We start from the raw sequence: 12,856 nt of genomic DNA on the forward strand, positions 1-12,856 counted from the left end.
TTGTCCTTTTATTCGCCGCCATGGTGGCCCCCGGGGCGGCGCGATCGCGGTCACGACGGCCGCGATCGCGCCATTTTCGGGGAAGCACGCGGGGAACGCAACGGCCGGCCCGGGCCGATGCGTGCCGATCGTCCGGATCGCCGCATGCGGTGCGCACGCGATGCTAGCCGGCGTCCGCCTCGCCGTCGACCCAGTCGATATCGCCGCACAGCACGCGCTGCGCATCGCCGACGCGCACGGCCACCGACAGCGTCACGCACGGCTGCGCCTCGTTGATCGACAGGTACGGCCGCGTGACCTGCACGCGCCCCGGCTCGGCGATCGCCGAGCGGAAATACGGCCGGCGCAGCCAGTTCGCGCCCTGCGCGTCCGCCAGCGGCGAGAAGCGCGCCTCGCTCAGCGCGCGATCGGCGCGCAGCACGACGTTGCGGCCCGACTGCCGGCCGTGCGCGTCGAGCAGGAAGCAGCGCGCGGCCGCGTCGAGCGCGAGGAAGTTCCAGCACACCTCGTCGAGCGGTTCGCCGGCCGCGAGGCGCTCGGCCGCACGCTCGAACGCGCGCAGGTACGGCGCGATTCGCTGCGCGTCGCGCCGCTCGCGCGCTTCGGTTTGCTGACGAAAGCGCTCGGTCAACTCGCCGATGCAGCTCGTCGCGGCCGCGCTGTCGGGCAGCCCCGGCGCGGGGCGGCCGAAGTAGTAGCCCTGCACGAAATCGGCCTCGCACGACAGCGCGATCTGCGCCTCGTGCTCGGTCTCGATCCCCTCGACGAGCACGAGCTTGCCGGCCTCGTGCAGCAGCGTCACCAGCCCGTGCAGGATCGCGGTGAGCCCCGTGCGGTGCGCCGCGTGCGACAGCATGATGCGGTCGAGCTTCACGATGTCCGGGTTCAGTTGCCAGATCCGCTCGAGGTTCGAGTGGCCGGCGCCGAAATCGTCGAGCGCGATCAGGAAGCCGTGCGTGCGGAATTCGCGCACGGCCTCGGCGAGCCGCTCGACGTCGTCCGCGCGCTGTTCGAGCACTTCGAGCACGACGCGGCGCGGCGGCATGCCGAGCCGCTTCAGGTTCGCCAGCAGCGCGGCCGCCTGGAACGGGTCGGTGAGCACGCCCGGATGGACGTTGAGAAACAGCCACTCGCGCTCGGCGCCGAACAGCGCGAAGTTCTCGAGATGCAGCGCCTGCGCGAGCCGGTCGAGCTGCAGCAGTTCGCCCTGGCGCGCGGCTTCGCCGAACACGTCGAGCGGCGACACGGGGCGGTCGAGCGCATCGTGCGCGCGCAACAGCGCCTCGTAGCCGATCGCACGCTGGTGCGACAGGCTGAATATCGGCTGGAACACGGTCGTGAGCGTCAGGTCGCGATGCTGCGTCGCCAGACGTTCGAGGCCGGAGCTCATCTCCCGCTCGAACCGGTACGGCGACGCGGCGGCCGGACGCTCCTGTTGCACGATCGTCATACCTTCCTCCTGGTGAAGCACTCGAACGCGCCGACCGACGAAACGGACGGCGCGTGCAATGTCTTGGTTGGACCCTCGGTTGTCCGGTCGGTGCCGGACGGCTGACCAGCATCAAGCAAGCTCCGTGCAAGGAGCGAACAACCCATGCGCCGCGCGGGTGCGCGGGGCTGCCGCACCAGCGTGGCGCGCGTCCGACGCACCATTTTCGTGCGCACGCACCGGCCGCTTGAGCGCAGCCGTCACTGCGGCACGCTACACTCCGTACGATCGTTTCATTCCCCGCATTCGCCGTATCGATGGAAATCGTCTTCACAGTCCTGATCCTGCTGCTGACCGTCGCACTGTCCGGCGCCGTCACGCGCAACCTGCCATTGCAACTGCCGCTGCCGCTGATGCAGATCGCATTCGGCGCGATCCTCGCGTGGCCGAAGTTCAACCTGCACGTCACGTTCGATCCCGAAATCTTCATGCTGCTGTTCATTCCGCCGCTGCTGTTCGCGGACGGCTGGCGGATTCCGAAACGCGAGCTTTACCTGCAGCGCCGCGCGATCCTGATGCTCGCATTCGGGCTCGTGTTCATGACGGTACTCGCAGTGGGCTACTTCGCGCATTGGCTGATTCCCGAGTTGCCGCTGCCGATCGCGTTCGCGCTCGCGGCCGTGCTGTCGCCGACCGACGCGGTCGCGCTGTCGGGCATCGCCGGCCGTGGCAGGATCCCGCCGCAACTGATGCACATCCTCGAAGGCGAGGCGCTGATGAACGACGCGTCGGGCCTCGTCGCGCTGAAGTTCGCGATCGCGGCCGCGCTGACCGGCGTGTTCTCGCTGCGCGCCGCGTCGGTCACGTTCGTGATCGTCGCCGCCGGCGGCCTCGCGACGGGCGCGATCGTGTCGTGGGTGTTCAGCGCGCTGTCGACGCGCTTCCTGAACGCCGAGCAGGAAGGCGACCCGGCGCCCGGCATCGTGATGACGCTGCTCGTGCCGTTCGCGGCCTACCTGTTCGCCGAGCATCTCGACCTGTCGGGCGTGCTCGCGGCCGTGTCGGCCGGGATGATGATGAATTACACGAGCTTCTCGCGCAAAAGCACCGTCGCATCGCGCGTGCGCGCCGAAAGCACGTGGGCGATGATCGAGTTCGTGTTCAACGGCATGGTGTTCATCATGCTCGGGCTGCAGTTGCCGCACATCATCGGCCGCGCGCTCGTCGACGCGCACCATACGAGCGACGCGCTGGTCGGCCGGATGATCTTCAACGTGTGCGCGATGATGATCGCGCTGTATGCGATCCGCTTCCTGTGGGTCTGGCTGCTGCGCTGGTTCGCGAGCCGCCGCGCGGCGCGCCAGGGCCTCGCGGGCACGATGGCCGGCGTGCGCACGATCGCGGTGATGACGGTCGGCGGCGTGCGCGGCGCGGTCACGCTCGCCGGCGTGCTGTCGATCCCGGTCGCACTCGCCGACGGCGCGCCGCTGCCGGGGCGCGACACCGCGATCTTCGTCGCGTCGGCCGTGATCCTCGGCTCGCTCGTCGTCGCGGTGATCGGCCTGCCGCTGCTGCTGCGCGGCGTGCGCTCGTCGCGCAACCCGCTCGCCGACGAGGAGCGCTCCGCGCGTGCCGCCGCCGCGCAGGCCGCGATCCGCGCGATCGACTCGTCGCACGACGCGATCTCGGCCGATCTCGACGAATCGGGCGCCGCGCGCTGCGCGGACATCTCGGCGCGCGTGATGGACCAGTATCGCCGCCGGCTCACCGCGCTCGCCGAGGACGGCCCCACGCCGCGCGCGGAAGCCAAGCAGTCCGAGACGATGGAGCTGCAGATGCGGATCGCGGCCGTGCGCGCGGAACGCTCGGTGCTGTACCGGCTGCGCAGCGAGAGCAGGATTTCCGACGAGACGCTGACGAAGCTGATCCGCGAGATCGACCTGTCGGAAACCGCGCTGTCGACGCGCAAGAAAGGCATTCTCTGACGGGCCGTTCGATGCCCGGAAGCAACCGCCCCTAAAAAACGGCGACGCCGAAGCGTCGCCGTTTTCGCATCCGCCCGCGTTCGCGTTACTTCGCGACGACGACCGGAATCCCCTTCAGCATCCCCGCGCCCTTCATTTCGTCGAGCGCGTGCTGCACGGCCGCGCTCGTCGCCGCGTCGATGCCGAGCTGCAGCGCGAGTTCGCGCTCCGCGCGCTTCACGCCCGCCAGGTTGCGCACCTTCACGTGACCGAAGCCGCGCACGCGTGCGTGCAGGTCGGCCAGCTGCACGACCTGCGCCGCATTGCCGGCCGTCGTCGCGGCGAGCGCTCGGGCGAGCGTCGTCTCGTAGTCGTCGGCCAGCGCGCGCTCCATCCTGCGCTCGACGGTGCGGCCGAACGGATCGAGCCACGTGCCGCGCAGGCTGCGCACGCGCGCCAGCATGCCGAACACCGGCCACATCCACTGGCCGAACACGCGTTTCTTCGGCACGCTGCCGTCGCTGCCGGCCTTCGAGACCGTCGGCGGCGCAAGGTTGAACTTCACGCGATAGGCCTGACCCGGCACGCCTTCGAACTGCGCTTCGAGCGCGGTGCGGAATGCCTCGTCCGCGTAGAGCCGCGCGACCTCGTATTCGTCCTTCACCGCGAGCAGCCGGTAGAACGTCGTCGCGACCGCGCGCGTCAGCGCGTCGTCGCCCTTCGCGGCCGCCGCGTTCACGAGCGCCCGGTAGCGCTCGACGTAGCGCGCGCCGCCGTACGCATCGAGACGCGCTTCGCGATCGGCGATCAGTTCGGCAAGCGTTTCCGGCGCGGCGTGCGCGGCCACCGCGTGACGCGCGTTCCACAACGCATCGAGCCCCGCCGCATCGCCGGCCGCCATCCGCCCGATCGAGAACGCGAGCTTGTTCATCGGCACCGCGACGTTGTTCAGCTCGATCGCGCGCATCATCGCCGCGAGCGACACCGGCACGAGGCCGAGCTGCCACGCGTAGCCGAGCATCAGGATGTTCGCGCCGATCGAGTCTCCGAGGAATTTCGCGGCGAGCGCCTGCGCGTCGCAGCTCGACAGGTAGCCGTCGCCGGCCGCGTGACGCATCTTTTCGAGCAGCGCGTCCGCATGCAGGTTCGCGTCGGGGTTCTGCACGAACGACGCGTTCGGGATCCGGTGCGTGTTGACGACGATCCGCGAACGCTCGTGACGCACCGTCTGCAGCGCTTCGGCGCTCGCGCCGACGACCATGTCGCACGCGAGCAGCACGTCGGCCTGCTGCGTGTCGATGCGCACCTGGTTCAGCCATCGGTCGCTCGCGGCGATCCGCACGAACGACAGCACCGAGCCGCCCTTCTGCGCGAAGCCCATGAAGTCGAGCACCGATGCACTCTTGCCTTCGAGGTGAGCGGCCATGCTGATCAGCGCGCCGACCGTCACGACGCCCGTGCCGCCGACGCCCGTCACGAGCATGTCGAACGGCGCCGCGTCGAGGTGCGTCGCGGGCACCGGCAGCGCGTCGACGCGCACGGCGAGCGCCGCTTCGTCGAACGCGGCACCCGCGGCCTTCTTCAGCGCCGCGCCTTCGACCGTCACGAAGCTCGGGCAGAAGCCGTTCACGCACGAATAGTCCTTGTTGCACGACGACTGGTCGATGCGGCGCTTGCGGCCGAGCGGCGTCTCGAGCGGCTCGACCGACAGGCAGTTCGACTGCACGCCGCAGTCGCCGCAGCCTTCGCACACCGCTTCGTTGATGAACAGGCGCTTGTCCGGGTCGGGGAATTCGCCCTTCTTGCGGCGGCGGCGCTTCTCGGCCGCGCAGGTCTGGTCGTAGATCAGCACGGTGACGCCCGGCGTCTCGCGCAACTCGCGCTGCACCGTGTCGAGTTCGCTGCGGTGGTGGAACGTCGTGCCCTTCGGGAACAACCCGTGATGGCCGTCGTACTTCTCCGGTTCGTCCGACACGACGACGAAGCGCGACACGCCTTCCGCCTCGACCTGCCGCGCGATCTGCGGCACCGAGATGCTGCCGTCGACCGGCTGGCCGCCCGTCATCGCGACCGCGTCGTTGTAGAGGATCTTGTACGTGATGTTCGTTTTCGCGGCGACCGCCTGGCGGATCGCGAGGATGCCCGAGTGGAAGTAGGTGCCGTCGCCGAGGTTCTGGAACACGTGCTTCGTGTTGGTGAACATCGCGTGCGCGGCCCAGTCGACGCCCTCGCCGCCCATCTGGATCAGCCCCGTCGTGTCGCGCTCCATCCACGACGCCATGAAGTGGCAGCCGATGCCGGCCTGCGCGATCGAGCCTTCCGGCACCTTCGTCGACGTGTTGTGCGGGCAGCCCGAGCAGAAGTACGGCGTGCGCTTCACCGCGTCGGCCTCGTTCGACAGGATCTGCGGCGCGACGAGATCGACGACGCGTTCGCGGCGGTCGAGCGCCGGCTTGTGCCGCGCGAGCCATTCGGCGAACACCGGCAGGATGCGCGACGGGCGCAGCTCGCCGAGCTCGGACAGCAGGCAGGCGCCGGCAGCATCGTGCTTGCCGAGTACGCGCGGACGCGCGCCTTCCGTGCGGTTGTACAGGTAATCCTTGATCTGCTGCTCGATGACCGGGCCTTTCTCCTCGATCACGAGCACTTCGGCGAGCCCGTCGACGAAGGTCTCGATGCGCGTCATCTCGAGCGGATACGACAGGCCGACCTTGTAGATCCGCACGCCGGCCGCGTCGAGGTCGGCCACCGTCAGGTCGAGACGGCGCAGCGCTTCCATCAGGTCGAGGTGCGCCTTGCCGCACGTGACGATGCCGACGTTCGCCTGCGCGCTCGGCGCGATCCACTTGTCGATGCTGTTGGTGCGCGCGAAATGGCGCACCGCGTCGAGCTTCGCGGCGAGGCGCGCCTCGATCGTGAGGCTCGGCAGGTCGGGCCAGCGGTTGTGCAGGCCGCCCGCCGGCGGCGTGAAGCCCGCCGGCGCCGGCCACTGCGTCTGCAGCCCGTCGAGGTCGACGGTCGAGCCCGACTCGACCGTTTCCGAAATCGCCTTGAAGCCGACCCAGGCGCCCGAATAGCGCGACAGTGCCCAGCCGTACAGGCCGAATTCGAGCATGTCGGCGATGTTCGCCGGGTTCACGACCGGCATGTGCCACGCGATCATCGCGAAGTCGCTCTGGTGCGGCATCGACGACGATACGCAGCCGTGGTCGTCGCCCGCGACGACGAGCACGCCGCCGTGCGGCGACGAACCGTACGCATTGCCGTGCTTCAGCGCGTCGCCGGCGCGATCGACGCCCGGGCCCTTGCCGTACCACATCGCATACACGCCCTCGACGGTGCGCTCCGGGTCGGCTTCGACGCGCTGCGTGCCGAGCACGGCCGTGCCGCCGAGTTCCTCGTTGATCGCGGGCAGGAAGCGCACGCCGCCGGCGTCGAGCAGTTTCTGCGCTTTCCACAACTGCTGATCGACCATGCCGAGCGGCGAGCCGCGATAGCCGCTGACGAAGCCGGCCGTGTTGAGCCCCTGTTCGGTGTCGACCGTGCGCTGCATCAGCAGCAGGCGGACCAGCGCCTGCGTGCCGGTCAGGAAGATCCGGCCGCGCGTCGCGGTCAGGTTGTCGGTCAGGCGGTAGTCGGACAGGGCGGGCGGGCCGTCGATGGGCAAGCGGGCGGTCATGGGGGAAGTCTCCTGATTGTGCTGTGCTGTGCTGTTCTGGGCTGCGCGGCGGGGCGTCGGACGACGCGTGATCGGCGGCAGCGAATGGCTCTATTTTTTCGCGCGCAGACGAGAATGTTTTTTCTCTTCTTGCTCGGGCGGGCCCGCAGCGAGAAAAACTGCACAGCTTTTTATCGGGATTTGAGAGAGTTTTCGCGCGCGGCGGCGGAGCGGGATGGGCGGGGTGTCGGGACGGCCGGGTGGTTTGGTGGAACAACCGGTGCGGGCCCGAACGCAACCGGCCGGCGCGGCGGCGGGCGCTCACGCCTCGTGTGATAAGGGTTTCAGCTGTCGGAGGCGGTCAGCCTCACCATTGAAATGCACAGCATTCCGATTGGCCGGGGGCGCGGGATGTCCACAATGCTGCGCCCTTCAGCCGATCGGGCTCGCGCGCTCACCGTTCGAACGCACAGCGTTTCGAGTGGCGTTGGGGGAGGGATGTCCACATCCGAAATCGGTATCCGGTTCGCTCGGGCGCCGATGCTCACCGTTGAAATTCACAGCGCGGCGAGTGGATTTCGGCGGTGGATATCCACATCGGGATCGGCTCGTTTCGTCGATCCGAGGTTCACTCTCACCGATCGAATACACAGGATCGTGAGTGGGTTTGTTGGCCGGATATTCACATCGGAACACGTACGCTGCGCAATCGCAGAGGCGCTCTCACCGTTGAAATACACAGCGCTTCGAGTGGCTGCGGTGGTGGTTATCCACCGCCCGAACCAACCCTGTCGTCCGGTCTCGCGCGCATCCTCACCGTTGAAAACCACAGCGCTTCGAGTGGCTGCGGTGGCAGTTATCCACGCTCGAACCGACCCTGTCGTCCGGTCTCGCGCGCACCCTCACCGTTGGAAACCACAGCGCTTCGAGTGACTTTGAGAGGCGGATATCCACATGGACGAGAATCCGTGAGTCGGCCGGCGAAGTGCGTTTCCGAGGGCCACGACGACCGGAGGTCCACGCCGGCATCGGCACGCTGTCCAATCGGGCGTCGACACTCACCTTCGAAATACACAGTGCCGCGAGTCGTTTGGCTGGCCGGATATCCACACGAGAATCCGCGTTGCCCTCGATAGCAGGCACGCTCCCGAGCCCGAAATGCACGGCGCTTCAGACGACGTTGTCGGCAGAACGGCCGCGTCTTGACCGGCTGTCCGCCGATAGCGCACTCACGCTCACCATTGAATTACACAGCGCTTCGAGTCGCTTGAGAAGGTTGATACGCGCAATGAAATCCGCTCGCTGCGGACCACTTACCCGCGCTCACCGTTAAAATGCACAGCCCTTCGATTGGCTTCCCGAGCCGGATATCCACGTCGCCACGCACTCGACGTTCGGTCACGCATGCGCGCGTTCGGCTAGAATGCGCGGCGCCCAGAACCACGCCGGAGATCGGGAAGCCGCGCCGGAGCAGGCGCGTCGCGCGATCCGGCGCCGACACTCACCGCTGAATTTCACAGCATTTCGCGTCGTTCCGTGGATTGGTTATCCACAACCCTCTTCATGCATTACGTGGCATCCGGTCACCCTCACCGGTAAAATGCACAGGGCTGCGAGTCGTTTCGGTGCGCTGATATCCACAACGGATCGCGCGAAGGAACGTGCATCGGCACATCGGCGGAAGCGGTCCGCGCATCGACGCGCGGCAATCGGGCATAGCCGGAAAGCCTTGTCCAGACAGCCTTGGCGGCACCTCACCATTCAAATGCACAGCGTTTCGAGTCGCCTTGAGGGTGGGTTGTCCACATCCGGCCCATTGCGCCGACTCAAGCCGACACGCACTCCGGGCAACCTCACTCGGCAATCGAACGGATGACCGTTGCCGGATTGCCGCCGACCAGCGTATTCGGCGGAACGTCCCTGGTAACGACGGCCCCGGCCGCGACGACCGAATGCTCGCCCACCGTCACGCCGCCGATGATCGTCGCACCCGCGCCGACCCACACGTTCCGTTCGATCGCGATCGGCTTCGCGACGACGAAGTCGCGCCGCCGGGAAGGTTCGACCGGATGGCTGGACGTGATGAGGCTGACGTTCGGCCCGATCATCACGTCGTCGCCAATCTCGAGCCCGCCCAGGTCGTAGAACGTGCAGTTCTGGTTGACGAACACGTTGCGCCCGATCTTCATGCCGGCGCCGCCCGTCGCATGGAACGGCGGGATCAGCACGAAGCCGTCGTCCACCTGCGTGCCGATCAGTTCGCTGAACAACGCGCGAACTTCTGCCGCATCGTCGAACGTCAGGCAGTTGAGCCGCGCGGTAATCGCCATCGCTCGCTTGACCTCGGCCACCATGGCCGCCGATTCCGGCGTTCTTCGCGGAATGATCGTGGTGCGATCGTCGTTTGCCATTCGTTGCTTGTCTCCATGCGCGGTCGAACCGGCGGTGGGTGCGCGGCAGCGGTGCCGGGTTGAAGATTCCCGCGCTGCGCGAAGCGTCGCGATCGCGGATGAATGCCTGCACTGCCATGTGCACGAGTGCAGCGGGAGAGGCGGTGCATTGTAGTGACGCAGGCTTACACCGGGATTTTTCGACGTTATTCATAACTAGTTTCAATATAACTAGTTATTCGAAGAATCCTTGTAACAGCGGGCTTCGCCCGGCCCTCCACCCGATTCATGTCCGACACAACACACCGGACGAGACGCGCGCAGCAGGCCGCCCCTGGCCGGGCGCCCCTGTCCGAACCTCCTGCGCTCGGGTACGCTTGAGCATCCACCGGACCCTGCCTGCACCCAAACGCGGAGGCGCGATGAAGCTCTACTACTGGCCGAAGACCCGGGCATTCCGGGCGTTGTGGATGCTCGAGGAAATCGGCGTGGTGTACGAACTCGTGCCGATCGACCTGCGCTCGCACGAACAGGGCAGCGACGCGTTCGTGCAGGTCAACCCGATGGCCAAGCTGCCCGCACTCGACGACGGCAGCGTGCCGTTCGCCGAATCGGGCGCCGTGCTGCTCTATCTCGCCGACCGTTGCCCCGGCGCCGGGCTCGGCGTTGCACCCGACCATCCGTTGCGCGGCCGCTTCCTCCAATGGATGTTCTTCACCCCGACCTGCCTCGAACCGGCGATGGCCGAGAAGTTCACGGGCGCATCGGGCAATCCGGTCGCGTTCGGCTGGGGCAACATCACGCGCGTGCAGCGCGCGCTCGCGCAGACGCTCGCCCACAGCCCCTGGCTCGTCGGCGACCGCTTCACCGCAGCCGACCTGCTGCTCGCCAGCACGCTGAAGATCGCGTTCGACGCGCATCTGCTGCCGCACGAAGGCGTGCTCGGCGACTACGTCGCGCGAGCCGAGGACCGCGACGCGTTCCGCCGCGCGGTCGCGATCGAACAACGCGAAGCGGCGCGTCTGCTGCACGCGTGACGCATGCGGGGCGGCGCCAGCCGCCCCGCGAGCACACCTACGCAGCCGGCCCCTGCGCCGCCGCGCCCGCGTCGACCACCACGCCCGGCGAACCGCGCTCGTCGGTGTCGGCGTCGACCGGCACTATGTCGTGAAAATGCGTGTAGTCGATGTGCGTGATGCCGTCTTCGTCGTGCATCAGGTCGACATAGCGGTGACGCCAGCGGATCTCCCCATGCGCCCACGAGTGACGCGCCTGCATGACCTGCGCGGTCGTCTCGTCCGAGCCCTCGATCGTGATCAGCAGCGACGCGTCGCGCGCGGCGAGCGATTCGGGCGTCTCGCCGAACAGCGCGCTCGATTCGTCGATCACATGCATCAGGTTCCAGCCGAGCAGGAAGATCGGATGCTCGCTGCGCACGAGCGGCAGGTCGTGGATCTTGCGCAGCGAGTAGCCCTCGTGCGTGCCTTCGACACGCATCAGCCGCAATTTCGCCTGCGCCTCGGCAATCACGTTCTGGCGCGCATTCGCGGCGCGCACCATCAGCGTCATTCGGCCGTTCAGCGGCCGCACGATCGCATAGCGCGCGAACAGGATCTTCGCCTGCGGCCTGGAAAACCGCGCGAACACGAGCCCCGTGGCCAGCGCGATGCTCGACATCCCGACGAAGATCTCGAACGTCGCGACCAGGTGCGCATAGAGGGTCTGCGGATGCATGTCGCCGTAGCCGACGGTCGCGAGCGTCTCGACGCTGAAGAAGAACGCGCCGCCGAACCCGGCCGGCGACTGGTTCGCGATCGGCGCGTGGCCGAGCATGTAGAGCATCGCGAAACCGCCGTTGAGCAGCAGGAACAGCACCGCGAGCGACAGGAAGAACACGGGCCAGCTCACCGTCAGCGCTCGGTGATAGAAGTCGCGCCAGCCGAGCGGCGGCATCCCGTACGCGATCACCGGGCGGGTGCCCGACCAGATCTTGCGGCCACGGCCGCGGGAGGCGGGGGAGGACGAATCGACGTTCATCGCGCGGTGCCGGTTGCAGAAAGGCGATGAGCGTAGCACGCGCGGCGGCGGCCGGGAATGCGTGCCGATTCGGAATGGAAATTTGCCGCGCCGCCGGACGCGTGCGGACGCGCAGCGTCGAAAAAAAACCGGCCGCATGAAAGCGGCCGGCTGCATCGTCATCGTGCGGACAAGCGCGCGGTGCGCGCCGTTATCACTTCCGGTCGACGATCACCTGGTCGAACGTGCCGCCGTCGGCGAAATGGGTCTTCTGCGCGTTCGCCCAGCTACCGAAGACCTGCTCGACGCTGAACGTCTTCAGCGACTTGAACTCGGCCGCATGCTTCTTCAGCACGTTCGCGTCGCGCGGGCGCAGATGATGCTGCGCGATGATCTCCTGCGCTTGCGGCGTGTACAGGTAGTCGAGATACGCCTGCGCGACCTTGCGCGTGCCCTTCTTGTCGACGACCTTGTCGACGACGGCGACGGGCGGCTCCGCGAGGATGCTCGCCGACGGATACACGGCGTCGAACTGCGCGCCCGACGCGCCGGTATCCATCAGCGCGACTTCGTTCTCGAACGTGACCAGCACGTCGCCGATGCCGCGCTGCGTGAACGTCGTCGTGGCGCCTCGGCCGCCCGAGTCGAGCACCGGCACGTTGCGGAAGATCGCCTTCTCGAAGTCGAGCGCCTGCTGGTCGGTCGCGCCCTTCTGCTTCTGGAAGCCCCACGCGGCGAGATACGCGTAGCGGCCGTTGCCCGACGTCTTCGGGTTCGCGATGATCACCTGGACGCCCGGCTTCGCGAGATCGCTCCAGTCCTTGATCGCCTTCGGGTTGCCCTTGCGCACGAGGAACACCATCGTCGTCGAGTACGGCGAGCTGTTGTCCGGGAAGCGCGCGCGCCAGTCCTTCGGCAGCAGCTGGCCGCGCTCGGCGAGCAGGTCGATGTCGTTCGGCTGGTTCATCGTCACGACGTCGGCCTGCAGCCCCTGCAGTACCGACAGCGCCTGCGCGCTCGACGCGCCGTGCGACTGCTTGAGCGCGACCGTCTCGCCGGTCTTCTGCTTGTACGCGGCGGCAAAGCTCGCATTGATGTCCTTGTACAGCTCGCGCGTCACGTCGTACGACACGTTCAGGATCGACGTGTCCGCGTGCGCAACCGTCGCCGCCACGACCAGCGCCGCCGCCGCGCCCGTGTGCAGCCAGCGGCCGATTCCCTTGATGCTTGCCATCGTGATATGCCCCGTTTCCAGTGGTGGTGAATGTGCGTGACGGCACGCGTACGCGCTGTCATCGAAACGTAAGCGGGCATTCTAGCGGCCGGCCGCGGCGCGCTTTCCAATCAGTCGTGGAAAGCAAATCTCGAATCCTGCTAAACGGCGGCGGACGCTCGCGCG

General features: G+C 67.6%; 7 protein-coding genes. 2 read left to right on the forward strand and 5 right to left on the reverse strand.

Going from position 1 to position 12,856, the window contains the following annotated elements; all coding sequences use genetic code 11:
• Nucleotides 1–163: 163 nt before the first annotated feature.
• Nucleotides 164–1,450: a sensor domain-containing phosphodiesterase gene (locus ACPUER_RS16860; protein ID WP_175963778.1), complete on the reverse strand. Its 1,287-nt coding sequence runs from the start codon at nucleotides 1,448–1,450 to the stop codon at nucleotides 164–166.
• Between the two features lie 296 nt (nucleotides 1,451–1,746).
• Between ACPUER_RS16860 and ACPUER_RS16865 the strand changes: the two genes are divergently transcribed.
• Complete coding sequence (locus ACPUER_RS16865) at nucleotides 1,747–3,414, forward strand: Na+/H+ antiporter (RefSeq protein ID WP_175963777.1); 1,668 nt, start codon at nucleotides 1,747–1,749, stop codon at nucleotides 3,412–3,414.
• 85 nt (nucleotides 3,415–3,499) lie between these two features.
• Here ACPUER_RS16865 and ACPUER_RS16870 read toward each other — a convergent pair whose 3' ends face one another.
• Together ACPUER_RS16870 and ACPUER_RS16875 are read right to left on the reverse strand one after the other, a co-directional pair.
• A complete protein-coding gene (locus ACPUER_RS16870) occupies nucleotides 3,500–7,072 on the reverse strand; it encodes an indolepyruvate ferredoxin oxidoreductase family protein (protein WP_425131629.1) in 3,573 nt (1,190 codons plus the stop codon).
• Between the two features lie 1,832 nt (nucleotides 7,073–8,904).
• Nucleotides 8,905–9,462: a sugar O-acetyltransferase gene (locus tag ACPUER_RS16875; RefSeq protein WP_425131630.1), complete on the reverse strand. Its 558-nt coding sequence runs from the start codon at nucleotides 9,460–9,462 to the stop codon at nucleotides 8,905–8,907.
• Nucleotides 9,463–9,863: 401 nt separating this feature from the next.
• On the opposite strand from ACPUER_RS16875, the gene ACPUER_RS16880 reads away from it, so the two are divergent.
• Nucleotides 9,864–10,478 (forward strand): glutathione S-transferase family protein, encoded by a 615-nt coding sequence (locus ACPUER_RS16880; RefSeq protein WP_425131631.1) that lies wholly within the window; start codon nucleotides 9,864–9,866, stop codon nucleotides 10,476–10,478.
• A 37-nt stretch (nucleotides 10,479–10,515) separates the two neighbouring features.
• On the opposite strand, the gene ACPUER_RS16885 is transcribed toward ACPUER_RS16880, so the two are convergent.
• Both ACPUER_RS16885 and ACPUER_RS16890 read right to left on the reverse strand, forming a co-directional pair.
• Entirely contained in the window at nucleotides 10,516–11,478 is a 963-nt protein-coding gene (locus ACPUER_RS16885; RefSeq protein ID WP_425131632.1) for an ion channel, read from the reverse strand.
• Between the two features lie 193 nt (nucleotides 11,479–11,671).
• Nucleotides 11,672–12,691 (reverse strand): sulfate ABC transporter substrate-binding protein, encoded by a 1,020-nt coding sequence (locus ACPUER_RS16890; RefSeq protein ID WP_310135433.1) that lies wholly within the window; start codon nucleotides 12,689–12,691, stop codon nucleotides 11,672–11,674.
• Between the last annotated feature and the right edge of the window lie 165 nt (nucleotides 12,692–12,856).

This window comes from Burkholderia sp. DN3021 (assembly GCF_049805555.1).
GTDB lineage: Bacteria > Pseudomonadota > Gammaproteobacteria > Burkholderiales > Burkholderiaceae > Burkholderia > Burkholderia pyrrocinia_C.